Raw genomic sequence first — 24,958 nt, 5'->3', positions numbered from 1 at the left:
CTCCCTAAGGGTTTGCCCTGCTCAAAGGTCGCCCATAACCTGCTGGTTGAACCCGTATACCTTGCGCGCGCCGCCAATCGGGATCAACTGAACATCTCGTGCTTGTCCCGGCTCGAACCGCACGGCGGTGCCCGCAGCGATATCAAGGCGCATGCCGCGCGAGGCGTCCCGGTCGAACTGCAGTGCGCTGTTGGCCTCGCCAAAATGGTAGTGGCTTCCGACCTGCACGGGACGGTCGCCCGTGTTGGCCACATGCAGCGTGATGGCCTGCGCGCCCGTGTTCAGCTCGATATCGCCCTCTGCCGTGATCACTTCGCCGGGGATCATTTGCGCCTCCATGCCACCAGTGCTGCCCCGACAACCAGCGCGAGGCCCATGGCAACGATCCAAGGCTCTGATCCATGCGGGTGCGCGTGAGCGCCCGAGTGCGCGAGGGCCGGGGTAGCCATGGGAAACAGGGCGACGAGAGTGACAAGTGGAGTTTTCATGGATGTTCCTTCCGGGAGTGTCAGCGGATGGGATTGTGGACTGTGACCAGTTTGGTGCCGTCGGGAAAGGTCGCTTCGACTTGTACGTCGTGGATCATCTCGGGCACGCCTTCCATACACTGGTCGCGGGTGATGACTTGCGCACCGGCCTCCATCATGTCGGCGACCGAGCGTCCGTCGCGGGCACCTTCGACCACTGCGTCGGTGATCAGTGCGATCGCTTCGGGGTGGTTCAGCTTGACGCCCCGCGCTAGCCGTTTGCGGGCCACTTCGGCGGCCATAGCGACCAGCAGCTTATCTTTCTCTCTCGGGGTGAGTTGCATGGCTCAAAGTCTCCAGCAGATGGGCAGGTGACCACCGGTGAGGTGGTCGAGAATGGGCAGAAGCGCCTTGCGCAGGTAATAGCCCGAGGGGGCGAGGGCGCGCAGAACAAGCGTGTCGTCGGTCAGCAGGCTGGCACCACCCGTTTCGGGCAGGAGGGCACGGATGGGGGGCAGATGCGCCTCGGCATCTGGCGCGATATAGGTCAGGCTGACCATCGCAGTCGCTTGGTCACCAATGGCCGAGCGGGACATCTGCGCGGTCATATCCCCGGATAGGGTCCACGCATCCAGCACCAGAGGCGCACCATCGCGGATGATCGAGATGCGGTCCGCGAAATGGCCCTGCACCGCGTCTTCGCCCATGGCGATACGGCCCAGGCACATGGGTTCCACGATCAGTGCGCGGGCGGTTGGGGCAAGGTCGCAGGACAGCCGCCGGGTCATCGCGCAGCCGTCAAAGATCAGCGTTTCCTGCGGCAACCACCATAGGGTCGCGTTGTCTTTGACGGTAAGGCGGGTCTCGACCCGCCCAACTTCGCCCGGTTGCGCGCGATAGGCGCGTTCGCAGGCTTGTGTCGTCATCGTCAAATGCGTGCTGGCGCCGGCGGTAGCCGCGTAGTCGAACCGGTCGCCCCCGGTCACGCCGCCGGACGTGTTCAAAAGCACGGCCGTCATGCCGCGGGCGGCACGCGGAAAGACGGCTTTCGCCGCGCCTTGCTGGTACAGCCCGTCAATGAGCGTTTGCCCTGCAACGGGCTTGGTCGACAAGCGGACGGACCCGATGGCGCGCGGTTGCACGAGGGGTGTCGCTGGGGTCAGGGGCAGGTGGGCAGTCATGCAGCATCGTGGTGGTTCATACCGATGGATATGACCATTCCCGAACGTATTCAGCCAGCCTATCGCCGCGACCTGCGTCCTCTTTCTGGGCGGGTTGCCTAAATTTCAGGCAGTTTTCGCAGTAGGTACGTGTCCATGATCCAGCCGTGGTCGGCACGCGCCTCGGCACGGCGTTGGACGATACGGTCCGCGACATCGGCGAGCCGCCCATGCTCAAGGATCTGTTCCGGCATGCCCAGATAGGCCCCCCACCAGATGTCATAGGCGTCGCCATTAAGACGCTGGAATGTGCAATCGCCGTCCAGCATCACCACCAGCGTCTCGCACCCCTCAGGCCAACCATGATCGCGCAGACGCCGCCCGGTTGAGATGGTGACGGGCGCGTTTAACGTGTTGAGCGGAATGGCATGGGCCGCTGTCAGGGCCTGTATCGACGTGATCCCGGCGACCACGCGGACCTCTGGCATCGGATCCAGCCGGGCGGCAATGCGCAGGGTGCTGTCATAAAGCGACGGGTCGCCCCACACCAGAAGGGCCACCTTTCGGGCGTGGGGATGTTGCGCCATTGTAGTGGTCCAGAGCGCTGCAATCTCATCATGCCAGGCATCCACACGGGCAATGTAGGGCAAGGTGTCGTCTCGGACCGGCATGTCGAAAAGTGCAACGGGGACATCCTCGCGCAGCTCGGCAATGATCCGGGTCCGCAGATCGGCAAGATCGGATTTGCCAGCACCCTTGTGCGGAACCAGAAACAGGTCGGCCTCAGCCATCACGCGCTGCGCCTCTCCCGTCAGGTGGTCAGGGTTGCCGGTGCCGATGCCAATCAGAAAAAGCTGAGTCATAATGTAAAAAGGCCGCGCAGTGGCGGCCCCTTCCTTGTTCCAGTGTCGCGCGATCAGGCGGCCTCATAAAGCCGGTTGGTGAAGATGCCGCTGCCCTGCGCACCGCGCAACGCCTTTGCCCCGGCCAAAACGGCCAGATCGGCAATGGGTTCGATCAGGATTACCAGCAGATATGCACCGCCAAAGGCCAGCACGGATTGGATGTTCTCGGCCCCAACGCCCTGACCGTAAATGGCCCAGAATGCAACCCACGCCACGACACCGCCTTGATACACAGCGGACATCTTGAGCACCTGAGTGTAGTCGAGATCCACATAGGCTGTTGCCTGCGGAACGATCCGCCTGGCCAGCGCGTGCACAGCAAACAGCGGGAACAGCAGGGTTGTCACGTTGACGAAGAACATGGGCATATCGGACGGCGCAAAGAAAGCCCCTTGAATCAGCAAGCCAAACACAAGGCCAAAAGCGGCGGTGGCAGGTCCCAGTAGCAGGAACAAGGTCGTACCAAGGATGAAGTGCACTTCTGACACGCCAACCGCGAAATGAGGCAGCACTTCGAAGAAGACAAATGTGCCAACGGTTGCCATGACGGTGCGCAGAACGAAAGACGGCACGCTGTGCTGCTTCAGATCGTCGAAAGCTAGTTTAAAGGAATAGCCTGCTGCAGCGGTGGCTGTGCCATAGGCCAATGCCATTTTTGCGCCATCCACGACGCCCGGTTCGATATGCATCTTTTTGTCTCCTCGCCACCACCCCGGCGGCATTGCGGCCGGTGACCCGGCAGGTTTCATTTGCCGATGGCAGGTCTCCTGACTGCCGGGTCGCTGCGGGGCCAGACCTTCCCAGTGCATCGCACCAGTGGTGTCTGCCGGCACCGCTCGCCGGTCACAGTTGCGGGGGCAGTCCGGGATTTTCACCCGGTTCCCTTTTCAGACCCCTTTCGGGGCCACCATCGTCAACTCACGTTTACATTGATTCCCAAGCCCGACAAGTCCGGATGCGGCATTTGACGGCGCGGAAAGGGCGCGGGGTAAGGTCACCCCTCGGCCAGCGCGCCATAGAGGATCAGGGCAGGCGCGTCGCTGACACCCTGGTTCAATTTTTCAGCAAGCTTGTCTACCGTTGTGCGGTGCAGTTGCTGCGCGTCCGTGGACACGCCCTCGGCCAGCAGCGCCGGTGTCCCGGCAGGCAGTCCGGCCTGCATCAACATCTCGGCGAAGGCAGGAAATGTGCGCTGTCCCATGAACACCACCGTGGTGGCCTGCGCATCGGCGAGGGCCGCCATGTTCAGGTCCTCGGGCAGCGCGCCGCGCACATCGTGGCCGGTGACAAATTGCACGCGGCGCGCGGTCAGCCTGCGGGTCAGCGGAATACCCGCCGCAGCGGCAGCCGCACAGGCCGAAGGCACACCGGGAATGATCTCGAACGGGATACCGGCGGCCTTGAGCGCATCGGTTTCCTCTTCTAACCGCCCGAATGTGCCGCCGTCGCCCGACTTCAGGCGCACAATGCGTTGATCTTCCTGCGCATAGTCGACCAAAAGCTGGCTGACATGATGCTGCTTGGGCGATGGCCGCCCCGCACGCTTGCCCACACCCACAAGGTCCGCACCGCTGCGCGCATGGCTGAGGATGAGGCCGGCACTCAGATCATCGAACAGAACCGCATCCGCGCGCTTCAACCGATCCACCGCCTTCAGCGTCAAAAGCTCTGGATCGCCAGGGCCTGAGCCCACAAAGCTGACAAACCCGGTCATACCGTTTCCCCGGTAATCAGGTGAAAGAACGTGCCAGTGACATGGCCACGGCGCGAGCCTGTTTCGGGCACAGGATTTCCGTCCGCATCAGACACCTGCGCGAGGGGTTCATCGGGTTCATCCAGAATGGTGGTGTAGTGGAATTCGTGCCCGCGCAAAGCCGCTCCCGCCGCAAAGCCGGGCATGGGCGCATCCAGCACCGCCCGCCGGTAGCCAAGGTGGAATTTCCGCTTTTCAAAGCTGGTCTCGAGGCCAAACAGGCCCGCCATTTCGTGCCGCGTGCCCTCTTTGTCAGTCAACCCCGCGCCCAGCACCATGTAGCCACCGCATTCGCCATGTACCGGACGCGTTTCGGCGTGCTTGCGCAGTCCTGACAGGAAGTTGGAGGCGGCTGTCAACGTACCGCCGTGCAATTCGGGGTAGCCGCCGGGCAGCCAAACCAGATCGGCATCCGGTGCCGGTGCTTCATCGGCCAGCGGAGAGAACGGCAGGATTTCCGCCCCCGCCGCGCGCCAGCCTTCCAGCAGGTGTGGGTAGGTAAAGGAAAACGCGGCATCCCGCGCCAATGCGATCCGCTGCGCGGGCGGCGTTGGCAAAGGATGCTGAACCATGGATGGTCCGGCTTGCGCCGCGGCCTTGACCGCGTCCAGATCAACGTTGTCCCGCAGGAATTCTGCATATCCGGCAATGGCGGCTTCCAGATCAGGATGCTCAACCGCCTGGATCAGGCCCAGATGCCGCTCGGGCAATTTCAGGTCGCCGCGCCGGGGCAGGCTGCCCAAGACCTTGACGCCTGCGCGTTCCATTCCCAGCCGGGTCAGGCGCTCATGTCGGGGGCTGGCGACCCGGTTCAGGATCACCCCGGCAAAGGGCAGATCGGGATTGTAGCTCTTGAATCCTAGCGCTGTGGCCGCCGCCGATTGCGCCTGTCCGCCCACGTCGATGACCAGAATGACCGGCCAACCCATGGAGAGCGCGGTTTCTGCGCTGGACCCAAAGCCTGACTGGCCGCGTGTGGCAACCCCATCGAACAGGCCCATGGACCCCTCGGCCACACAGATATCGGCCCGCTGCGATTGTGCCGCAATGCCACCCAGCAGGTTGCCATCCATTGCCCAGGTGTCAAAGTTGAACGAGGCGCGCCCGGCAGCGGCAAGGTGAAAGGCGGGGTCGATATAGTCCGGCCCGCTTTTGTAGGGCTGCACGACCATGCCGTCATCCCGCAAGGCCCGCAGAAGGCCCAGCATCACCGTCGTCTTGCCCGTGCCAGAGGCCGGGGCGGAGATCATCAGGCCCTTAATCATCGCCGTGGCTCCAGCTGGCCCATGGGCTGTCCGCACTTTGTGGGCGGTACCGGCGGTCATAGTCTGTTGAATACAAACAGCTTTCGTCAAACCTTTCGGCACCGATGGCGTGACCCACAAGGATCAGGGCCGTGCGGCTGATGCCTTCGTTCATGGCATCCTTCAGTGTCGACAAGGTGGCGTGGATGATCTGCTCATCAGGCCAGCTGGCGCGATAGACCACGGCAACAGGACAGTCCGCACCATACGCTGGCGTCAAGTCGGTGATGACCTGATCCAGATTGCCAATGCTGAGATGGATGGCCAGTGTTGCGCCGGTGGCGGCAAAGTTCGTCAGGGTCTCACCGTCCGGCATGGATGTGGCTCGGCCCGGTGTTCGGGTCAGCACCACGGATTGCGCAACGCCGGGCAGGGTCAGCTCTGCCCCCAGTGCAGCGGCGGCAGCGGAGAAGGATGGCACGCCGGGGGTCACGGTGAACGGGATGCCCGCCGCCTTGATCCGCCGTAGCTGTTCGCCCATGGCCGACCATACGGACAAGTCCCCCGAGTGTAGCCGCGCAATGTCTTGCCCTGCCGCATGGGCCGCCTCGATCTCGCCCATGATCGTGTAGAGGTCCATGGACGCCGTGTTCACGATCTTTGCCCCCTCCGGGCAGTGACCAAGGATCGCCTCGGGCACCAGCGACCCGGCATAGAGGCACACCGGGCAGGATGCGATCAGGTCGCGTCCCCGCAGGGTCAGAAGGTCGGGCGCACCAGGGCCTGCGCCAATGAAGTGAACGGTCATGTGTCGGGTCCTTGGGCTATGGCACAGGTGGCCATGCGATCTTGGGATATGGTGCGGGTGCTGATCAACCTCGCGCCGGGGCCTGCGGCGGCAAGGGCCGTCGCCTCGGCCACGCTTGGCGTGCCTTTTTCGGTGCTGCTGCGGACCGATTGGGTGTGCGTTTTCTGCGCCTTGGCATCGGCATCACTGACGACGATCACTCTGACGCCGTTGGACAAAGCGAGGCGCTTCAACGTAGTTACCTTGCCTTCAAGTGTTGCCACGGCATCTGGCTCCACATTGTGTTGTGCCAGCGCATCTTTAAGACTGGCCTGCGTGGCCCTCTTACTAAATCCAAATCCGGCTACGATCATTGCTCTAGGCTCCACTGCACCACCGGGTAGGACGATTGCCATCCCCGTTTCGGACCCAATGGCGCGGCGTGGCTCAAGGCAATGCGCGTCAAGCTCCCGCCATGTTTAGCATGGGCTTGCGCCAGAAGCGCTTCACCTTCTAGCGTTACTGCGTTGACGACGATCCGTGCCAAGGTTCCAACCGCTCTGTCGAGCGTTTCCGACGTCAGGCCGCCGCCGATAAAGACTGCATCAGGAGGCGTTATACCGCTGTTCTCAGGCACGTCCGGGATCGGTGCTTCGATCACCCGCAACGCGTTTTCGACCCCCAGTTTCGCGGCATTTGCGCGAATGCGATCGGCCCGGTCGCGTCGAATTTCGAAACATGTCGCCGTAGACATGGGCGCACTGAGCAGCCATTCCAGCGCGACAGAACCGGACCCGGCGCCGACATCCCAGAGGTGCTCGCCAGGTCGGGGCGCAAGTGTCGACAGCGTGATGGCACGGATGGGACGTTTGGTGATCTGGCCATCGTGGTCGAACGTGTCATCAGACTGCCCGGTCGCCGTCGTGAGAACTGGACCATTACCCGCAATATACAGGCCAACCAGCACGGGGTGTTCGAACGTGCCGGCGATACTTTCTGCGCGGTAGCTCGAGACACGTTCCAGTGGGCCGCCAAGCCGTTCCATCACGTGTACATCGCTACGACCTAAGTCCAATTCAGTCAAGTATCTTGCAAGTTCCAGAACAGCCGCACCGTCGCGCACCGTGACAAGCAATTGTTGCGCTGGTGCGAGGTGTTTGCATATCCGCGCAAACGGGGCGGCGTGCAGCCCGAGGCAGATGACATGCTCCAGCGCCCAACCCAACCGATTGGCAGCGCATGTGAACGACGATGGGCCAGGCAAAGCGGTCCATTCGTCCCTGCCGAAACTGCGCGCAATCGTTGAGCCGGCACCGAACCAGAACGGGTCGCCGGAGGCCAGCACCGCAACCCTTTGGCCCCGCAGGGAGGCGAGGATGGCGATGCCGTCAGCGAAGGGAACGGGCCATGGGATGAGATCTGTCCCCGCGGGGACACTTGTGCTTAACGGGTTGTTAACCACAAGATCGAGGTGGCGTTGCGGTCCCATGATGACCTCTGCCTTGGAAAGGGCTGCTTGACTTGCGGCACTGAGACCGGCAACCCCGTCCTCGCCTATTCCGATGATCGTCAACCAAGGGTCAGACATGCGCGCCAACCTCCTGATCCTCGCCGGGACGACCGAGGCCACGGCTTTTGCCAATGCTGCTGCAGAGGCGGGTGTGGCTGGCACGGTCAGCTTTGCCGGACGCGTGGACCGGCCCAAGCGTCAGCCCTTGCCGCAGCGCATCGGGGGCTTTGGCGGTGTTTATGGATTGGTTGAGCATCTGCGTGCCGAGCAAATCACACATGTGATCGACGCGACCCACCCCTTTGCCGCACAGATGAGCCGGAATGCGGTTGCAGCCTGCACAGAGGCGGATGTGCCGCTGCTGGCACTGACCCGAAAGCCGTGGACGGCGCAGGATGGAGATCGCTGGACCCATGTGCCCGACATCGCGGGGGCCGTGGATGCGTTGGACCAACCGGCCAAACGCGTCATGTTGGCCGTCGGGCGCATGCATCTGGCAGAGTTTGCGCCCAATCCGCAGCATTTTTACCTGTTGCGTCTGGTTGATCCGCCCAAGGACCCGCCACCCTTTCCCGATCACCATGTGCTGGTGTCGCGCGGGCCGTTTAACGAGGCGGACGACCGCGCGCTGATGCAAGAGCATCGCATTGATCTGGTTGTGTCGAAAAATGCGGGTGGCACCGGAGCCTATGCCAAGATCGCCGCCGCCCGCGCATTGGGCCTGCCGGTGATCATGATCGACCGACCGGCTGTGCCGGACCGGCAAGAGGCGCATAGCGTGGCCGAGGTGATGGACTGGTTGCGTCATTCCGGCGTCGACCTTGGCGTGTAGACAATTGGCGCGCCGTCCCGTTTGATGATCCGGGTGCGGGACGAGCCGACGATGACCATGGTACGCATGTCGGCCATGTCTGGCGTCGTGTCGGGCAGGGGAACAATTCTGATCTCTTCATCCGGTCGCGTGACGTTGCGGGCGAAGATGACAGGGCGGTCATCACCACATGCGTCTTTGAGCACCTCCAAAGTCCGCACAAACCCTTCAGGCCGCGACTTGGAGCGCGGATTGTAGAACGCCATGGCAAAGTCACCCTCGGCCGCGAGGCGCAGGCGTTTTTCGATGAGGCTCCACGGTTTGAGATTGTCGCTCAGGTTGATGGCGCAGAAGTCGTGGCCCAGTGGTGCGCCGCAGCGGGCGGAGGCCGCGAGCATGGCGGTGATGCCGGGCAAAACGGAGATGTCGAGATTGCGCCAGTGATCGGGGCCGGCCTCGACTGCTTCAAACACGGCAGCGGCCATGGCGAAGACGCCGGGATCGCCGGAGGACACGACGACGACGCGTCTGCCGTCGCTTGCCATTTCGAGGGCGTGGCGGGAGCGGTCGATTTCGACGCGGTTTTCGCTGGCGTGCAGTGTCAGGCCGAGCCGTTCCGTGATGCGGGCGACGTAAGGAATGTAGCCAACGATGTCCGTGGCTTCGGTCAGCACATCCGACACCTCGGGCGTGATCAGGGCGTCATCGCCCGGCCCGAGGCCCGCGATGCGCACCCAGCCGGTCATGGGCGGCGGCCCTGTCCGTGCACCACGATGATCGAGAAGTAGGGCGTTACTTTCCCTTCAGCCTCGCACAGTTTTTGCACGTTCTGGTTTGGCATGGCGGCAAATTCGATCAGGTAGGCGTCTTCGTATTTCCCGGCGCAGCGCAGGGCGTTGCGCACCTTGTCGATATTGCGTCCGATCTTCATCACCACAAGCGCGTCGGCTTGCTCCATGCCCTGCACAAGCGTGTCTTCGTCCAGCGTGCCCATCAGAACGGTGAGGATGTCGTCGCCCCATGTGATCGGTGCGCCTGTCGCCGTCCATGCGCCGGACATGCCGGTGATCGCAGGCACAACCTGCACCGGAACGTGTGGTTCGAGCCGCGTGTAGAGGTGCATGAACGAGCCATAAAAGAACGGGTCGCCTTCGCACAGCACAACCACGTCTTCGCCCTGTTCGGCCAGTTGGCGCAGGTGGGTGGTACAGTCGGCGTAGAAGGCGCTGAGGATTTCGTTGTAGCGCGGGTCGGTCAGCGGGATTTCCGTGGTGACCGGGTATTCCATGGGGAATTCGACGGCGTGATCCGCCAGCATCCCGTCGATAATGCGCCGGGCCTGGCCCGGACGGCCCGCCTTGCGGAAGAAGGCCACGTGTTTGGCGTTGCGCACCAGTCGGTCTGCGCGGACGCTGAGCAGGTCCTGCGCGCCGGGGCCGAGGCCGACGCCGTGGACGGTTCCAGGGGTATCTGAGCTGCGCATCGCAGTTATTCTTTCCGGCTCGCGATGGCGTTGACGGCGGCAACGGTGATTGCGCTGCCGCCCAGCCGCCCTTGGACGATGCAGCAGGGGACGGGTTGGTCGGCCCAGAGTGCGTCCTTACTTTCGACAGCACCCACGAAACCTACAGGGCAGCCGATGATGGCGGCGGGGCGGGGGCAGACGGGGTCTTCGAGCATGTTCAAAAGGTGAAAGAGTGCTGTGGGGGCGTTGCCGATGGCGACGACAGCACCTTCGAGATGGGGCCGCCAAAGCTCGAGGGCGGCGGCGGAGCGGGTGTTGCTCATTTGGGCGGCCAGTTCACGCACGCCGTCATTGTGCAACGTGCAGATCACTTCGTTGTTTGCGGGCAGGCGTGGCCGCGTGATGCCTTCGCTGACCATGCGCGCATCGCAAAGGATGGGTGCGCCGTTCTCGAGGGCAGTGCGGGCGGCAGGGACGAAGCCGTGGGAGAAGCGGCAGTGCTGTTCAAGCCCGACCATGCCAGCGGCGTGGATCATGCGCACGGCCACTTGCTCTTCGTCCTTGTCGAAGTGTTTCAGGTCGGCTTCCGCGCGGATCGTGGCGAAGCTTTGCAGGTAGATGGCCGCGCCATCGGTTTCGTATTCGTAGGGCATTTTAGCTCGCTGGCGTCAGGAGATCTGTGGCTGTGAGGCCGGTCGCGCGCGGGGCATCCCATGGATGACCGTTTTCTACAAGGTCATACGCGCCGTCACGGCCCACAAGCGTGGTGGTGGCGGGGCGGGGGTGCGCGCATCCCTTGGCGCAGCCCGAGACGTGCAAACCGGGTTTGGCGAGGGCGCGGGCGAGGCTGCGTGTGTCCACGGTGGCGGAAGCGCAGGCGGGTGCGCCCGGGCAGGCGTGGGTGTACAGCAGCGGATCGCTTGCTTGGGTGATGAAGTCGCGGGCGTCGCAGTGTTGTGCGTTTTCCAGCAGGAGCAGGCGCCATGGTGTGACGCGTAGGGCGGTGGCTTGGCTGTCTTGGATCAGCGCGGCCAGGGCGCTCGCATCCATGCTGCCGAAGGGTGCGCCGTAGACGTGGCCTTGACCCACTGGACCGGGGGAAACGCGCAGGGCTGTCGCTGCGGGGGGCTGCTGTGTCCATTCCGGGGGTAGGGTGGTTGTTTTCAGGTGCTTTGACATGCGCCCGGCGGTGCGTCCGTCTGAGGCAACAAACCAGTTGGCAAGCGCGATAAGGGCGGCTGGCGCGTTTGCTGCCGTAATCTCTTTGCCTTTATCCGCGCCGTCGGCCCGCAGGATGAGGGTGCCAGCGGTGGTGCGTTCGAACCGGAAGTCGGCTGATGTGTCGGACAGAAGCGGATTGGGGCCGGTGTCGATCGCGATTCCCATCTTGGCGGGCAGATCTGGCATCTCTGGCAGTGCGCACAAGAGAGTGTCGTGCAGTCTAGTTGTGAGGTCACCGGTTTCCCATGATGGTGTCACGACGATGTTGCGTCGTGCTTCTTCCTCAGCCGTGCCGTCGAGCAGGCCAAGATCAAAGAGGGCGCTCAGGACCTGTTCGTGACGGCTTTCCTGCACACCGCGCATCTGCAGGTTGGCGCGGCTAGTAAGATCGAGAATGCCGTTGCCCTCGGACTGTGACAGCGCGCAGAGGCCCAGGATTTGTGCGCGGTCCAACCGCCCAAGGCGGGGGCGGATACGCATGATCAGCCCGTCACCTGACATCATGGGGCGCCATGCGCCAGGGCACCAGCCTTTGACCGTCATTGGGCCGCCTCAAGTGAGGCGCGGATGGAGTTGCGGCGGGTGTGCCAGAGACCAGCAGCGTCGAGGGCGGCGAACTGGTCTTGCATGGCTTGGTAGGCGCCGGGGTTGGCGTCTTGGAGGAAGGCGGCGACTTCCGGATCGCCCAATGTCGCATCGTGGTAGGCGTCGAACAGGTGCGGGCCGACGACGCCTGCCAGATGCGCGAAAGAGGCCATGTGGTCGAGCGTCGCGGCAATCTCGGCCCCGCCACGGAAACCATGGCGCATCATGCCGCGCAGCCAGTGGGGCTGGGTGGCGCGCGCCTGAACAACACGGGCGATTTCCTCGGGTAGGGTGCGTGCGCGGGGGCGGTCGGGTTGCGTGCTGTCGAGATGGTAGAGGGCGGCCTTGCCGCCTGTCACGGCTTGGGCTGCGGCGAAGCCTGCCTCGTGCGCGGCGTAGTCAGAGGCCAGCAGGACGTCGGTTTCCGGCAGGTCTTGCAAGTGAACGAAGCTATCGGCTGCAGCCACGCGGGCGCGGATACCGGCCTCATCCTTTTCCGTTTTGTCTCCGTCTAAGGCGTATGCGCTGGCGGCAAGCCATGCCTCGCCCGCCGCTGCGCGGGCGTCGTCGGTGAAGGTTTCGATGTCGGCACCCATGCCAAGGCCAAAGCTGCCTGGGGCCGGGCCGTAGACGCGGGCGGCAGGCGCTTGGCCTGCATAAGGGTTCCAATCCGGTGCTTCGTCGCGGGCGGACAGTGCACGGACAGCTTGACCGAACAGGGCTGAGAGCGTTGGGAACACGTCACGGAACAGGCCAGACACGCGCAGTGTCACGTCGATGCGCGGGCGGTCGAGGTCGGTGATGGGCAACACTTCGATGCCTGACACCCGCTCTGACCCTTGGTCCCAGACCGGCTTCACGCCGAGAAGGTGCAGCGCCATGGCGAATTCCTCGCCCGCCGTGCGCATGGTCGCCGATCCCCAGAGGTCCACGATCAGGCCGCGGGGCCAGTCGCCTTCTTCTTGCAGATGGCGGCGCACCAGTTCCTCGGCCAGCTTGAAGCCTTGGGCGTAGGCGGCACGGGTGGGAACGCCGCGCGGATCGGTGGTGTAGAGATTGCGGCCCGTGGGCAGTACGTCACGCCGCCCGCGATGGGGAGAGCCGGAAGGGCCACCGGCGATGCGTTTGCCGTTCAGAGCGTCGATCAGGGCGGTGCGTTCGGTGTCGGCGTCCTGGCCCCAGATGTGCAGGCCGTCGCCGAACTGGCTTTCCTTGATGTCACAGACAAAGCGGTCGATCCGGGTGATCGCCTCGGCGCTGCACGCCGCGCGGTCAAGGCCGAGGTCGTTTTCGACGCCGATTGCTTGGGCTTCGGCGCGGATGTCCTCTTGCAGCCGGTCGCGGCGTTTCGGGTCGAGGCCATCGGCGTTCGAAAACTCGTCGAGCAGCGACTCAAGCCGGACAAAGCGGTCCGGCGTGGCGCTGTCCTTCATCGGGGGCGGCAGGTGGCCGAGGGTGACAGCGCCGATGCGGCGTTTGGCCTGCGCGGCTTCGCCCGGGTCGTTCACGATGAAGGGGTAGATGACGGGCAGTGTGCCAGTGAGCGCTTCGGGCCAACAGGTGTCGGACAGGGCAACCGCCTTGCCCGGCAGCCATTCGAGCGTGCCGTGCGCACCGATATGGATCAGCGCTTGTGTCTGGGTCTGAAGCCAGAGGTAGAAGGCGACATAGGCGTGGCGCGGCACTCGGCTGAGGTCGTGGTAGTCGTCATCCCGCGCGTCCGGTGTGCCGCGCTCGGGTTGCAGGGCCACCAAAACCTTGCCGCGCCGTGTGGCGGGGAAGTGGAATACCCCGTCAATGGTGTCAGCGGCTGGATCTCCCCAAGCGGCTTGCAGATCATCCTGCAAGCTCGCGGGAAGCTGCACCAATGTAGCCTTGTAGACCTCAAGCGGCCATTCGATTGTTTCGGTTTCGAGCGCAGATGTAACAGGAGTAGGATCGGTGGTGTGACCAGCCGCCTTGAGGTCCGACAGTATGGCCTCGGTCGAAGCAAGCGCGTCCAGTCCCACGGCATGAGCCATGTTCCAGTCCTTGCCGGGGTAGGTGCTGAGCACCAATGCAAGTGACCGGTCGGCGGCGGGGGTGGCAGCGAGGTCGGTCCACGCCTTCACCCGATCTGCCACCATGTCGATGCGCTGGGCGTCTGCGGCATGGGCGTAGCGCGCGAATTGCAGGGCCTTGTCCTGCGGTTGGGGTTCCTTGAAGGACGCGACACCAGCAAGGAGGCGGCCATCGACCTCGGGAAGCACGACGTGCATGGCAAGGTCGGCGGGTGACAGGCCGCGTTCAGCCTCAGCCCACGCCTCACGGGTCGAGGTGGCAAGGGCGATCTGGAAGACCGGGACATCGCCTGCGTCCAAAGGTGACGCGCCATTTGCACCGATGCCGGAGAAGGCGGTGGCGTTGACGATGGCGGCAGGTTTCAGATGTGCGACTTGGCGGGCCATCCACGCGGCGGCCTCGGGCGCCTTGAGCGATGGGGCGAAGAGGCCGAGGACGCGGAAGCCGCGAGCGCGCAGAGCTTGGAAGGTCGCTTCGATCGGGGACAGGTCGGCGGCGGCGAGGTAGGCGCGATAGAATGTGACGAGGATCAGCGGTTTGTTGTCGGCGCCATGGATCAGGGGGCAGGCAACGCCATTTTCGGGCGTCCATGCACCGACCGTCGGTAAAGCTTTGCAGCCTTTGACCGGGCCTGCATAGAGGCCGGAGGCGAGGGCCATTTGCGCCAGTGCCGCTTGGGCGGCGACGGCGCCGCCTGTGTCGCACAGGTGGGCAAGGCGCCGCAGTGTGGAGGTTGGAAGGGTAGAGACTTCATCCAGCCGTGGATCGGGCCGCCCATCAGCCGGCAGGACGGCGAGCGCGATGCCCTTTTGGCGGCACAGGGCCTCGACCTGTTGCAAGCCATAGGCCCAATAAGGCACGCCGCCAATCAGGCGGATCAGGATGCCCTTGGCCCCCTCCAGCGTCTGTTCGACATAGGTGTCGACCGAAAGCGGGTGTTTAAGGCCGACAAGGTTGGCCAGCCGCAGCGTCGGCAGTTTGCCGTCCGCCCGGTGATACGCCGCCGCGAAGGCCCCGAGGTCGCTGTCGGAGAACGACAGCACCACCAGATCTGCGGGCGTCTGCCCCAGATCGGTGGGTGTTTCGGTCTCTTCGAGCCCGTGGCTTTCGCGAAAGACGACGTGCATGGCGTTGGCCTGGTGCGGTTTTGTTACTCGGCAGCTTCGGTGACTTGGACCAGAGCGGCGCGAATGGCTGCTTCGTTCACGTCGTCATGTTCTGCAATCACGACCAAACGACCCTGTCGCGCCTCATTCGCGGCCCAAGGGCGGTCGAATTGGTGACGGACTCGGGCACCGACGGCCTGGACCAGCAGGCGCATGGGTTTGCCTATGACGGCGGCGTAGCCTTTGACGCGCAGGATGTTCTGCGTCTTGGCCATCGCTTCGATGCGGGCAACCAGTTCGGCGGGGTCGCTGATTTCGGGGATGTCGATGATGACGCTTTCGAAGTCGTCATGTTCGTGGTCGTCATGCCCGTCGTGGTGGCTGGGCCGCGCGTCCATGTCATCTTCAGCGGCGGCTTCAAGCCCGAGGATCACGCGGGGATCAACCACACCTTCGGCGACTTCAACAACAGGCAGGGTGCGAGGGGCTTCTGCTTCGATCACTGCCTTAGCCTTCGCAATACCGTCCGGGCCCGCAAGGTCGGGTTTGGTCAGCAGGATGATGTCGGCGCAGCTGATCTGGTCTTCGAACACCTCGGACAGCGGTGTTTCGTGATCAAGGCTGTCGTCGGCTTCGCGCTGGGCATCGACGGCGGCCACGTCCGGGGCGAAACGGCCCGAGGCGACAGCTTCGGCGTCAGCCAGCGCGATCACGCCATCAACGGTGATGCGGCTGCGGATATCGGGCCAGTCAAACGCCTTGAGCAGCGGTTTCGGCAGGGCGAGGCCCGACGTTTCGATCAGGATGTGTTCTGGTTGCGGATCAAGTGCCATAAGCGCCTCGATCGTCGGGATGAAGTCATCGGCAACGGTGCAGCAGATGCAGCCATTGGCAAGCTCCATGATGTTTTCGGCAGGGCAATCAGGGATGGCGCAGCTCTTGAGGATTTCGCCATCAACGCCCACGTCGCCAAATTCGTTGACGACAACGGCAAGGCGCTTGCCCTGCGGGTTCTGCATCAGGTGGCGCACAAGGGTCGTCTTGCCCGAGCCGAGAAAGCCGGTGATGACGGTGACGGGGACTTTGTTCAGGTTTGTCATGGATCAAAACTCCTGCGGGGGGATGCGGGCGATGCAGTTTTTGCGGAAATGTTCGGGGCGCTCGCGCCAAGGCACGATGCCATCGGTGGTGGCGGCATATTTGCCGATGCCGTCAACGACCATGTCGGCGTCCCGGTCTTCCATCAGGTTGCCGTAGACATAGGTCCAGCGCTGCGCGCCACCGCGCACGGCGACCGAGCACCCGGAGGAGCAGTTGGACAAGCATTCCACGGCCTTGAGCGTTACGCCTTCGGGCATGGTGCGATTGGCAAGCTCTGCATGAAGCGCTTCGCCGGGGCGGGTACCGCCCTCGGGCACGTCCATTTCGCGGCGGCATTTCACGCAGACCAAGAGTTCCACGGGGGGCAAATTGGCCATGTTCTTTCCCTGTTAGGGACAGCATGGCAGATGACGGGCGGCCCAAGACAATTGGGGGCCGTGGCTTCCCGACACCCGGCACACCCCGTCCGGTTTCGTCACGTCTGCTGGCAGGTCTCCCGGCTTGCGGATTCCGAGGCTGTTGGCCTCTGCGGTTGCCCTGCCTTCCCGGCCTTTGGCCAGTGGCGTGGGGCGACCTCTCCGGTCACGGTCGCGGGGGCGGCTGCGTTGGCGAGATTTTTCGTCGAAAAATCTTGCGCGGCATTCCCTTTTCACCCGAAGCGGACCCCGGGCACCAGCCCGACCGTAGTGCGCGGGCGAGGAAACAGAGTCAAGCGGGAACGCGATGGAGAACAGCAGGGCGTCGCGTTACGGTGCGCCAAATTCAGGAGGCTGGAGCTTGTCATGACGGAACGAGTCATTGTTTGGGATTTTGACGGTGTTCTGAACGGAAACATCGTGGATGGACGATTTGTCTGGGCGGATGACCTGTTTGACGATTGGGGTGTGCACTTGGACAGCCTGCAATCGCACCTGTTCCGACCCGAACGCATTCGCCCCATCATCCGGGGCGAGCGGGACTTGCGCGACGCCGTGTCAGAGTGGATCGCCGGGTTGGAGCAAGAGATCGATGTGGACGCCTTTCTGGCCTACTGGTTTGCCAAGGATGCCCGTCCTGACCTGGCTGTCCTGCCGCACCTAGAGCGTTCAGCATTCCGACATGTCATCGGCACGAATAACGAGGCGCGTCGCGCAGCTTACATCGAGACGGAGATGGGGTTTGCCGATCGGGTCGAACGGATCTTTGCCTCCGGACGCATGGGGTGCGCAAAACCCGAGGAGGCCTATTTCGCGCAGATCGAGGATTGGACAGGTGCGCCTGCGTCTATGCACGTGCTGGTGGACGACACGAAACGAAACGTTGAGGCGGTGCGGGCGCGCGGCTGGCTGGCCTACCATTTTGTGGATGACACACGCGATGGTCTTGGGGCGTTTCTGGACCGCTTGGGTTGATTGCAAGAAACGCCTCTGGTCGCGCGGCGCAAATAGTGGCACGACTTGGCCGAAATATACCGGAGGACGCCATGGACGACATCACCGAACGCCACAATGCCAAGATGAAAAAGATCAAGGCCGCCCGCGACAAGATGATGGAGACCAAGACCGAGGAGAAGGGTCTGATCATGGTCCATACCGGGCCGGGCAAGGGAAAGTCATCCTCCGGGTTCGGGATGATCATGCGGTGTATCTCGCACGGGATGCCTTGCGCGGTGGTGCAGTTCATCAAGGGCAACTGGGACACCGGGGAAAAGACGTTTCTGCGGGATCGGTTCGCGGATGAGTGCCGGTTTTTTGTGTCCGGAGAAGGGTTCACTTGGGAAACCCAGGACCGCGAGCGGGACATCGCGGCGGCACAGAACGGCTGGAAGATTGCCAAGGAACAGATTCTCGATCCCGAAATCCAGTTTGTTCTGCTCGACGAGATCAACATCGCGCTGCGCTACGACTATTTGGATATCGACGAAGTGGTTGAGTTTCTTCTAACGAAGAAACCCGAGATGACTCACGTGGTGCTGACGGGTCGGAATGCCAAGCCCGAGTTGATCGAGGCGGCGGATCTCGTAACCGAGATGACGCTGGTCAAGCACCCTTTCAAAGATTTGGGTGTGAAAGCGCAGAAGGGCGTTGAGTTCTGACAGGCAAGGGCCAATCTCGGCCGTTGAGTAGTAAGACGATGGCGGTTTTGGAGCCTCTGCTACCGAAGCAGATGGTTCGCCTTTTGAAGAAGCGTCAAGCAAGGAAGTGTTGTGAGCGACCCCAGTGATCAAGAAAAACTAGAGGAAATCTATCGGGTGCTGAGCGACTTGAGATATTTGATGCACCAAGAGTCCAACGAGCTGCAGGATTTTCAAAGGATTGCGCGAGACTACTACGGGCGAATTGCGACGGCTGCGAAGTATGCAAGCGCAATGCTTCCAAGCGATGTTGTAGCCAAACACCACGATCCGTAGTCATTTGGCGCGCAGCCGCGGACTGCGACAGTCGCGTTTTCGCAAAACGCTTCCTCACAATGCCTGTGGGAAAATTGGTTGTACCGACGGATTTTGGGTGCGGCAGGTCGGTTTCCCAAATCTGCGAAGTGTTGAACCCGCATGTGTTCAAGTCGCTTAGGCAACTGCTTTAAAGGCGCTGCTAGCAAGTACGTTGAGTATTGCCGTTACCAACCTGATTCTTAGATGCTCAGTTCAGCAGTGTTGCAACTGTTCCAAGGTCAATTGCCCAAGCAGCAGCCGGTACTGCAATCGCCAGCCCCATAAGGATCATCGTTTTGCGCGCCCGCGCCTTGGCCGCACGCTTGCGGCGTTCCGGTGTGTTTGTGAAATCCAACATGATCTTTCCGTTTCTTTTGCGTGGTGTCATGTAAGTGATCGTCGCATCAGCTTGCGCGACGAATCTGGCATTTCTGCGATGTCAGGATGGAGGTATCATGGCGAAAGCCCTCATGTTTCAAGGCACTGGCTCCAATGTCGGCAAGTCGATGCTGGTATCCGGACTGTGCCGCGCGGCAAAACGCCGAGGCCTCTCAGTGGCCCCGTTCAAGCCGCAAAACATGTCGAACAATGCCGCCGTGACAACGGACGGCGGCGAAATTGGTCGCGCCCAGGCGCTGCAGGCCATGGCGTCCGGGTTACAACCCCATACGGACATGAACCCCGTGCTGCTGAAACCCGAAACAGACGTGGGCAGCCAGGTCGTCGTGCAGGGCAAACGTCTGACCACGGTGAAGGCGCGGGAATACGCTGCGCTAAAGCCGCAGCTCATGGAACATGTCCTCGACAGCTTTGGCCGGTTGAAGCAGGCGCATGATCTGGTGCTGGTTGAAGGGGCGGGCAGCCCGGCTGAGGTGAACCTGCGCCCGGGCGACATTGCAAATATGGGCTTTGCCCGCGCCGCTGACTGCCCTGTGGTCTTGGCCGGTGACATCGATCGGGGCGGGGTGATTGCACAGGTTGTTGGAACGCAGGCCGTGATCGATCCGGAGGACGAGGCGCTGATCAAGGGCTTCCTGATCAACCGCTTTCGTGGTGATCCGCGCCTGTTTGACGACGGCTACGCCCTGATTGAAAAATACACAGGGTGGCGTGGCTTTGGCATGGTGCCTTGGTTTTCGGATGCCTGGAAACTGCCAGCAGAGGATGCGCTGGATATCGCGACACCACGTCGGGCTGATGGCCTACATATCGTCTGCCTCAAACTGTCACGCATCGCCAATTTCGATGACCTTGATCCGCTTGCGCAGGAACCGGGTGTGCGGTTGACCATGTTGCATGCGGGCCAAGCGTTGCCAGCGGATACGGATGTGGTGATCATCCCGGGTAGCAAGTCAACACGGGGCGATCTGCAGTTTCTCAAGGGCCAGGGATGGGACGAGGATATCCGTGCCCACACGCGGCGCGGTGGGGCCGTGCTGGGGATCTGCGGCGGGTTCCAGATGCTGGGGCGCGTGGTGGATGACCCTGAAGGCATTGAAGGGCCGGCCGGCGCCACGGATGGGATCGGACTGCTGGATGTCCAGACCACGATGACCGATGATAAGCGGTTGACCACCGTAGAGGCGGTTCATGTGCCCACGGGACAAGCCTTTCAAGGGTACGAAATTCACATCGGACGCAGCGAAGGACCTGATCGCGCGCGCCCCTTCGCGCAGGTAGCGGGGCAGGACGAAGGTGCCATCAGCGCGGATGGGCGGATTGCAGGCAGCTACTTGCACGGCATGTTCCGCGACGATGGTTTTCGGCGGGCCTGGCTTGCGGGCTTTGGCGTGAGCCACGGCAACGCGTCCTACGCCGATACCGTGGAAACAACGCTTGATGCATTGGCGGATCATCTCGAAACCCATCTCGACATCGACGCGCTTTTGGCTTGCGCACGATAGGGCGCAGGCACAGAGTTGGCACATGCCTCATATCGTGATCGACTATTCTGCCAATCTCGAAGATCAGTTGGACATGCATGGCCTCTGCGTTGCTTTGAAAAATGCGGCGGCGGCGACTGGTGTGTTCCCCGCCGCGGGCATTCGGGTGCGCGCGCATGCTGCACAATACAGCGTGATCGCCGACGGCGATACAAAACACGGTTTCATCGATATCGTGATCCGGTTGGCTGAGGGGCGGACTGAGGAGCAGAAAACTCTGGCAACAGATGCTGTCTTTGAGGCGGCCAAGGCCTTCACCGCAGATTACATGGCGCATCACCCTTTCATGCTGTCGCTTGAGCTTCGAGAGCTCGACCCAAACCACAGCCGCAAAACCAGCTCGATCCGCAGCTACTTGCCGCCGGACATGCACTAGAAGTTTCTTCTGACTGGAAATACTGCGGGGGAGCCCGCAGGGCGGGGGCGGAGCCCCCTAAAACATGTTGTCGCGCAGCGTCCGCTGGATCACTCGAAGGCAAATTCGGGCAACTGATCGAAGGCCACTTTCAATGCTTGCCCCCATCCATTCGATACCGTCTGGAAATAGGGGTCATCAGCTTCGATCCGTTCGGCATGGGTGATGGACAGGCTGTCTCGATCATAGGTCACGTAATCAAGCGGCAGGCCCACGGACAGGTTCGACTTAATGGTCGAATCAAAACTGACCATCAGCAACTTCACCGCATCCTCGAAGCGCATCGCCGGATCATGCGCGCGCACGATGATGGGTTTGCCGTACTTGGCTTCCCCAATCTGGAAAAACGGAGTGTCATCTGACGCTTCGATAAAATTCCCCTCCGGATAGACAAGGAACAGGCGGGGGTCCGACCCTTTGATCTGCCCACCAATGATCATGGTCGCGCCAAACGCGCCATCGGCCTCCATGCCCGTCGTGGCATTGGATGCGATCACCTCTTTCAGAGTGCGCCCGACCTCACGGGCCACCTGAAACATCGATGGTGCTTCAAGGATCGAGGGGCTGCGATCTTCGGGAGCTTTTGACCGCTCATCCAGAAGCGAGATCACCGATTGCGTGGTTGCGAGGTTCCCGGCGGTCATAATCACGATCACGCGTTCCCCCGGCACCTCCCAGGTGTGCATCTTCTTCACGGTCGAGATGTTGTCGACGCCCGCATTGGTGCGCGTGTCGGACATAAAGATCAGTCCGGCATCCAACCGCATCCCTACGCAATAGGTCATATTTTGTGTGTCCCCGCCCCGAGTCGCGGCAAATCTGCGCTATTGCTGCTGTACCTGCAAGGTCACAGACATATCTTCCCCTGCGTTACCATAGCGTAAACCGGAAATCGGGGCTGCCCCGCGATAGTCGAGGCCCGTGGCGACACGTACATAACGCGCGTCGGGCGAGATACCGTTTGAGATGTCGAACCCCACCCAACCCAAGCCTTCGACATGGGCTTCTGCCCAGGCATGGCTGGCGTCCTGATCGACCCGGTCATCCATCATAAGGTATCCCGACACATACCGTGCCGGAAACCCGAGCATGCGGGCGGCCGTGATGAACACATGGGCATGGTCCTGGCATACGCCGTGACCGGCCTCCATCACGTCTTCCGCCGTTAGGTCCGAGGAAGCCTGATCGGTTGAATAGGGCACCTGTTCAAGAACATGGGCGGACAGGCCATGCAGTCGGTCCAGATCACCGCCATTTCCCGGTGTGCTGTCCACAAGTCTCTGAACACGTTCTCCCGGCTTGGTCAGTGCGGTGCTGCGGCGAAACAGCCACAGGGGAACGTAACCACCTTGCGGCCCAACGACACCAGCCTTGTCTTCAACGTCGACGATACCGGCACAGGTGATCTCAATCTCGGTCTGGCCGGGGGCAAAGCTGACCAAATCAACGGCATTGGCGTGTTCGTCCTCGAAGGACACCTCGACCTGTCCGCCGGTCACATCAATACGCCAGTCTTCGACCAATTGGCCGGGGCGTGACTTGGGGCGCAGGCGAACCTGCTGCAGCCCGTATGGAACAGGCGCGTCATAGGTGTAGTGAGTTTTGTGAAGAACGTTCAGGCGCATGTGGTCATTCAATAAAGCGGTAATCAATCTCGATCTGACGGCCCAATGCCGCGCTGTCCCGCAGGAAGTCCGTGATGAATTCGTGCAGACCATAGTCAAAGATGGCGTTCATGTCGTGCGCTTTGAATTTCGAGCAGAGCGCGTCAGAGAGGGAGTGGCAGGTGTGCCGGGTTGCATATTCCTGCTCAAGGTAGCCCAAGTTGTCGCCGATCTTGCCATAGCAAAAGGCAAGGCTGCGCGGCAGGCGACCGTCGAGGATCAGGAACTCGGCGATGGCTTTGGGGTCCACGTCCCCATCGTGCAGGGTTTGGTAAGCCCGCGTCGTAGACGTGGCGCGCAGAATCGTGTCCCACTGCACATTGTCCGATGGGCTGCCCACCAGCCGGACCGAGGGCAAAAGAATGTAATACTTCTGATCAAGAATTCGGGCCGTGTTGTCTGCGCGTTCGAAAAAAGTACCGATGCGCGCAAAGTTGTAGATGTCGTTGCGCACCATCGTACCGTGCAGCGCACCGCGCACGAAGGCGCTGCGTTGTCGGATCACTTGCAGCACACGCGGCAGATCGCGGTCTTCGACCTGTTGGGCCAAGAGCCTTTTAAGGACCATGTAGCACTCGTTTACGGCCTCCCACACCTCGCGCGTCAGCGCCGTACGGACGACACGCGCATTCATGCGCGCGGCCTCGATTCCGGCCATGATCGAGCCGGGGTTGTTCGGGTCGCGCAGTAGGAAATCGATGACCTTTGGACCATCGGGCGCGCCATGAACATCCGCATAGGCGCGGCTAAGGCCGGTCGAAGACAGGATGGACGTCCATTCACTTTCTGCCGCGCTTGAGCGTGTCAGGGAAATGCGCAGCCCCGCATCGATCATACGCGCGGTGTTTTCGGCCCGTTCAAGGTAGCGGAACATCCAAAAGAGCCCGCCTGCGGTCTTGCCCAGCATCGCGCTACTCCTCCAGCACCCAAGTGTCTTTGGTTCCGCCGCCCTGGGACGAGTTCACGACCAGCGACCCTTCGGTCAGGGCCACGCGCGTCAGGCCACCGGGCGTGATGTCGATCCGGTCAGGTGAGACAAGGACGAAGGGGCGCAAATCCACGTGGCGCGGCGCAAGGCCCGCATCGGTCAGGATAGGGACCGTAGACAGCGCAAGCGTGGGTTGGGCAATGTAGTTGCCGGGCGCTGCCTCCAGCTTGGCGCGGAAATCTTCGATCTCTTTCTTCGATGCTGCAGGGCCCACAAGCATTCCGTAGCCGCCCGAGCCGTGCACCTCTTTCACCACCAGATCGGCGAGGTTGTCGAGCACGTACTTGAGGTCCTGCGGTTCCGAGCAACGATGCGTTGGGACATTTTGCAGGATCGCCTTTTCGCCGGTGTAGAATTCAACGATGTCCGGCATGTAGCTGTAGATTGCTTTGTCATCCGCGATCCCTGTGCCGGGCGCGTTTGCGATTGTGATCCCGCCAGCTCGATAAACATCCATGATCCCCGGCACACCCAAAACGCTGTCCGGGTTGAAGTTCAGCGGGTCAAGGTACTCATCGTCCACCCTGCGATAGAGCACATCGATGGGCTTGTAGCCCCGCGTCGTTCGCATCGCCACACGCCCGTCCACGACGCGCAGATCATGCCCTTCGACCAACTCGGCGCTCATCTGATCGGCGAGGAAGGCATGCTCGTAATAGGCCGAGTTGTGAATGCCCGGTGTCAGCACCGCAATAGTGGGGCGACCGTTGCAGGCATCCGGTGCGCAGGCCGAAAGCGATTTGCGCAGCGACCGAGGGTACTGGCCGACAGACTGCACTTTGATCTTGCTGAACAGTTCGGGGAACATGTGCAGCATCGTCTCGCGATTTTCGAGCATGTAGCTCACACCCGATGGGGTGCGCGCATTGTCTTCCAAAACGAAAAACTCGTCGTCCCCGGTGCGTACAAGATCGGTGCCGACGATATGGGTATAGATGTCGCCGGGGGGCGAGACGCCGATCATCTCCGGCAGGAAGGCGTCATTGCGTGCAATCATCTCGGCCGGCAGGCGGCCGGCGCGCACGATCTCTTGTCGGTGGTAGATATCGTGTAGAAAGGCGTTGAGGGCGCGCACGCGTTGCTCGATCCCCTTGGCCACCTTGGCCCATTCGCGGGCAGCGATGATGCGAGGCACCAGATCGAAAGGGATCAGCCGTTCGGTTGCGTCCGGATCGCCGTAGACGTTGAAGGTCACGCCGATCAATCGGAACAGCGCTTCGGCTTCTTCTGATTTGGAGAGCAGGCGGGCGGTGTCTTCGTCCGCGAACCATTTGGAATAGTCGGCATAGGGGGCACGTGCGGCCGTGCCGTGGCCAAACATCTCGTCGAAATACGTTGGTCTTTCAGACATACTCTTTAGCC

Annotated in this window: 29 protein-coding genes and 2 riboswitches; of the genes, 6 read left to right on the top strand and 23 right to left on the bottom strand. The window is 62.1% G+C overall.

What is annotated here, in order from left to right:
* Positions 1 to 21 precede the first annotated feature (21 nt).
* The 11 genes from IE087_RS08845 to cbiE form a co-directional block, all read right to left on the bottom strand.
* Positions 22 to 327: an urease subunit beta gene (locus IE087_RS08845; RefSeq protein ID WP_189368946.1), complete on the bottom strand. Its 306-nt coding sequence runs from the start codon at positions 325 to 327 to the stop codon at positions 22 to 24.
* Positions 324 to 488: an LPXTG cell wall anchor domain-containing protein gene (locus IE087_RS08840; protein WP_189368945.1), complete on the bottom strand. Its 165-nt coding sequence runs from the start codon at positions 486 to 488 to the stop codon at positions 324 to 326. The genes IE087_RS08845 and IE087_RS08840 overlap by 4 nt, the downstream gene beginning before the upstream one ends.
* A 20-nt stretch (positions 489 to 508) precedes the next feature.
* On the bottom strand, positions 509 to 811 hold the full coding sequence (locus IE087_RS08835; RefSeq protein WP_076628231.1) for an urease subunit gamma: 303 nt from the start codon (positions 809 to 811) through the stop codon (positions 509 to 511).
* 3 nt (positions 812 to 814) lie between these two features.
* The gene (locus tag IE087_RS08830) at positions 815 to 1,648 is read right to left on the bottom strand and encodes an urease accessory protein UreD (RefSeq protein ID WP_189368944.1); all 834 of its coding nucleotides are present in this window, start codon (positions 1,646 to 1,648) and stop codon (positions 815 to 817) included.
* A gap of 98 nt (positions 1,649 to 1,746) precedes the next feature.
* Positions 1,747 to 2,490 carry a precorrin-6A synthase (deacetylating) gene (gene cobF, locus IE087_RS08825; protein WP_189368943.1) on the bottom strand — a complete coding sequence of 248 codons (744 nt, stop codon included), beginning with the start codon at positions 2,488 to 2,490 and terminating at the stop codon, positions 1,747 to 1,749.
* Positions 2,491 to 2,543: 53 nt separating this feature from the next.
* A complete protein-coding gene (locus tag IE087_RS08820) occupies positions 2,544 to 3,221 on the bottom strand; it encodes an energy-coupling factor ABC transporter permease (protein WP_189368942.1) in 678 nt (225 codons plus the stop codon).
* A gap of 51 nt (positions 3,222 to 3,272) precedes the next feature.
* Positions 3,273 to 3,459, bottom strand: a riboswitch (cobalamin riboswitch).
* Positions 3,460 to 3,526: 67 nt separating this feature from the next.
* Entirely contained in the window at positions 3,527 to 4,246 is a 720-nt protein-coding gene (cobA, locus tag IE087_RS08815; RefSeq protein ID WP_189368941.1) for a uroporphyrinogen-III C-methyltransferase, read from the bottom strand.
* Positions 4,243 to 5,550, bottom strand: a complete 1,308-nt coding sequence (locus IE087_RS08810) for a cobyrinic acid a,c-diamide synthase CobB (protein WP_189369304.1) — start codon at positions 5,548 to 5,550, stop codon at positions 4,243 to 4,245. Before IE087_RS08810 ends, cobA begins: the two co-directional genes overlap by 4 nt.
* Complete coding sequence (cobM, locus tag IE087_RS08805) at positions 5,543 to 6,337, bottom strand: precorrin-4 C(11)-methyltransferase (RefSeq protein ID WP_189368940.1); 795 nt, start codon at positions 6,335 to 6,337, stop codon at positions 5,543 to 5,545. Before cobM ends, IE087_RS08810 begins: the two co-directional genes overlap by 8 nt.
* On the bottom strand, positions 6,334 to 6,690 hold the full coding sequence (locus IE087_RS08800) for a cobalamin biosynthesis protein (RefSeq protein ID WP_189368939.1): 357 nt from the start codon (positions 6,688 to 6,690) through the stop codon (positions 6,334 to 6,336). Before IE087_RS08800 ends, cobM begins: the two co-directional genes overlap by 4 nt.
* Positions 6,687 to 7,904: a precorrin-6y C5,15-methyltransferase (decarboxylating) subunit CbiE gene (gene cbiE / locus IE087_RS08795; RefSeq protein WP_189368938.1), complete on the bottom strand. Its 1,218-nt coding sequence runs from the start codon at positions 7,902 to 7,904 to the stop codon at positions 6,687 to 6,689. Before cbiE ends, IE087_RS08800 begins: the two co-directional genes overlap by 4 nt.
* Here cbiE and IE087_RS08790 point away from each other — a divergent pair.
* Positions 7,903 to 8,658, top strand: a complete 756-nt coding sequence (locus IE087_RS08790; protein ID WP_189368937.1) for a cobalt-precorrin-6A reductase — start codon at positions 7,903 to 7,905, stop codon at positions 8,656 to 8,658. The two genes, cbiE and IE087_RS08790, sit on opposite strands and share 2 nt — an antisense overlap.
* Here IE087_RS08790 and cobJ read toward each other — a convergent pair.
* Genes cobJ through IE087_RS08755 form a run of 7 tightly spaced genes read right to left on the bottom strand, consistent with a single transcriptional unit; the run spans position 8,631 to position 16,553 of the window.
* Positions 8,631 to 9,383, bottom strand: a complete 753-nt coding sequence (gene cobJ / locus IE087_RS08785) for a precorrin-3B C(17)-methyltransferase (RefSeq protein WP_189368936.1) — start codon at positions 9,381 to 9,383, stop codon at positions 8,631 to 8,633. The two genes, IE087_RS08790 and cobJ, sit on opposite strands and share 28 nt — an antisense overlap.
* Positions 9,380 to 10,120 carry a precorrin-2 C(20)-methyltransferase gene (gene cobI / locus IE087_RS08780; protein ID WP_189368935.1) on the bottom strand — a complete coding sequence of 247 codons (741 nt, stop codon included), beginning with the start codon at positions 10,118 to 10,120 and terminating at the stop codon, positions 9,380 to 9,382. The genes cobJ and cobI overlap by 4 nt, the downstream gene beginning before the upstream one ends.
* Before the next feature lie 5 nt (positions 10,121 to 10,125).
* The gene (locus IE087_RS08775; RefSeq protein WP_189368934.1) at positions 10,126 to 10,755 is read right to left on the bottom strand and encodes a precorrin-8X methylmutase; all 630 of its coding nucleotides are present in this window, start codon (positions 10,753 to 10,755) and stop codon (positions 10,126 to 10,128) included.
* A 1-nt stretch (position 10,756) separates the two neighbouring features.
* Positions 10,757 to 11,866: a ferredoxin-like domain-containing protein gene (locus IE087_RS08770; RefSeq protein WP_189368933.1), complete on the bottom strand. Its 1,110-nt coding sequence runs from the start codon at positions 11,864 to 11,866 to the stop codon at positions 10,757 to 10,759.
* Positions 11,863 to 15,096: a cobaltochelatase subunit CobN gene (gene cobN / locus IE087_RS08765; RefSeq protein ID WP_189368932.1), complete on the bottom strand. Its 3,234-nt coding sequence runs from the start codon at positions 15,094 to 15,096 to the stop codon at positions 11,863 to 11,865. The genes IE087_RS08770 and cobN overlap by 4 nt, the downstream gene beginning before the upstream one ends.
* A gap of 23 nt (positions 15,097 to 15,119) precedes the next feature.
* Complete coding sequence (cobW, locus tag IE087_RS08760) at positions 15,120 to 16,175, bottom strand: cobalamin biosynthesis protein CobW (protein WP_189368931.1); 1,056 nt, start codon at positions 16,173 to 16,175, stop codon at positions 15,120 to 15,122.
* Positions 16,176 to 16,178: 3 nt separating this feature from the next.
* Positions 16,179 to 16,553, bottom strand: a complete 375-nt coding sequence (locus IE087_RS08755; protein WP_189368930.1) for a DUF1636 family protein — start codon at positions 16,551 to 16,553, stop codon at positions 16,179 to 16,181.
* A 92-nt stretch (positions 16,554 to 16,645) separates the two neighbouring features.
* A riboswitch (cobalamin riboswitch) is annotated at positions 16,646 to 16,868 on the bottom strand.
* Between the two features lie 90 nt (positions 16,869 to 16,958).
* Between IE087_RS08755 and IE087_RS08750 the strand changes: the two genes are divergently transcribed.
* From IE087_RS08750 to IE087_RS23510, 3 genes are all read left to right on the top strand, one after another.
* A complete protein-coding gene (locus IE087_RS08750; RefSeq protein WP_189368929.1) occupies positions 16,959 to 17,567 on the top strand; it encodes an HAD family hydrolase in 609 nt (202 codons plus the stop codon).
* A gap of 71 nt (positions 17,568 to 17,638) precedes the next feature.
* Positions 17,639 to 18,250, top strand: coding sequence for a cob(I)yrinic acid a,c-diamide adenosyltransferase (cobO, locus tag IE087_RS08745; protein WP_189368928.1), 612 nt, complete (start codon positions 17,639 to 17,641; stop codon positions 18,248 to 18,250).
* Positions 18,251 to 18,361: 111 nt separating this feature from the next.
* Positions 18,362 to 18,565, top strand: a complete 204-nt coding sequence (locus IE087_RS23510; RefSeq protein ID WP_229801313.1) for a hypothetical protein — start codon at positions 18,362 to 18,364, stop codon at positions 18,563 to 18,565.
* A gap of 229 nt (positions 18,566 to 18,794) precedes the next feature.
* Here IE087_RS23510 and IE087_RS08740 read toward each other — a convergent pair whose 3' ends face one another.
* Positions 18,795 to 18,944, bottom strand: a complete 150-nt coding sequence (locus IE087_RS08740; protein ID WP_189368927.1) for a hypothetical protein — start codon at positions 18,942 to 18,944, stop codon at positions 18,795 to 18,797.
* 97 nt (positions 18,945 to 19,041) lie between these two features.
* On the opposite strand from IE087_RS08740, the gene IE087_RS08735 reads away from it, so the two are divergent.
* Both IE087_RS08735 and IE087_RS08730 read left to right on the top strand, forming a co-directional pair.
* Complete coding sequence (locus IE087_RS08735; RefSeq protein WP_189368926.1) at positions 19,042 to 20,490, top strand: cobyric acid synthase; 1,449 nt, start codon at positions 19,042 to 19,044, stop codon at positions 20,488 to 20,490.
* Positions 20,491 to 20,512: 22 nt separating this feature from the next.
* A complete protein-coding gene (locus IE087_RS08730) occupies positions 20,513 to 20,905 on the top strand; it encodes a 5-carboxymethyl-2-hydroxymuconate isomerase (protein WP_189368925.1) in 393 nt (130 codons plus the stop codon).
* Positions 20,906 to 20,994: 89 nt separating this feature from the next.
* Here IE087_RS08730 and IE087_RS08725 read toward each other — a convergent pair whose 3' ends face one another.
* Genes IE087_RS08725 through IE087_RS08710 form a run of 4 tightly spaced genes read right to left on the bottom strand, consistent with a single transcriptional unit; the run spans position 20,995 to position 24,947 of the window.
* Positions 20,995 to 21,729 (bottom strand): proteasome-type protease, encoded by a 735-nt coding sequence (locus tag IE087_RS08725; protein WP_189368924.1) that lies wholly within the window; start codon positions 21,727 to 21,729, stop codon positions 20,995 to 20,997.
* Between the two features lie 39 nt (positions 21,730 to 21,768).
* Positions 21,769 to 22,569: a transglutaminase family protein gene (locus tag IE087_RS08720; RefSeq protein WP_189368923.1), complete on the bottom strand. Its 801-nt coding sequence runs from the start codon at positions 22,567 to 22,569 to the stop codon at positions 21,769 to 21,771.
* Positions 22,570 to 22,573: 4 nt separating this feature from the next.
* A complete protein-coding gene (locus tag IE087_RS08715) occupies positions 22,574 to 23,515 on the bottom strand; it encodes an alpha-E domain-containing protein (protein WP_189368922.1) in 942 nt (313 codons plus the stop codon).
* A gap of 4 nt (positions 23,516 to 23,519) precedes the next feature.
* A complete protein-coding gene (locus tag IE087_RS08710) occupies positions 23,520 to 24,947 on the bottom strand; it encodes a circularly permuted type 2 ATP-grasp protein (protein ID WP_189368921.1) in 1,428 nt (475 codons plus the stop codon).
* Between the last annotated feature and the right edge of the window lie 11 nt (positions 24,948 to 24,958).

It is taken from the genome of Tateyamaria omphalii (genome assembly GCF_014651375.1).
In the GTDB taxonomy this organism is placed as follows: domain Bacteria; phylum Pseudomonadota; class Alphaproteobacteria; order Rhodobacterales; family Rhodobacteraceae; genus Tateyamaria; species Tateyamaria omphalii.
Note: the sequence above shows the minus strand (reverse complement) of the source record. Positions and strands in the feature narration are given on the sequence as shown.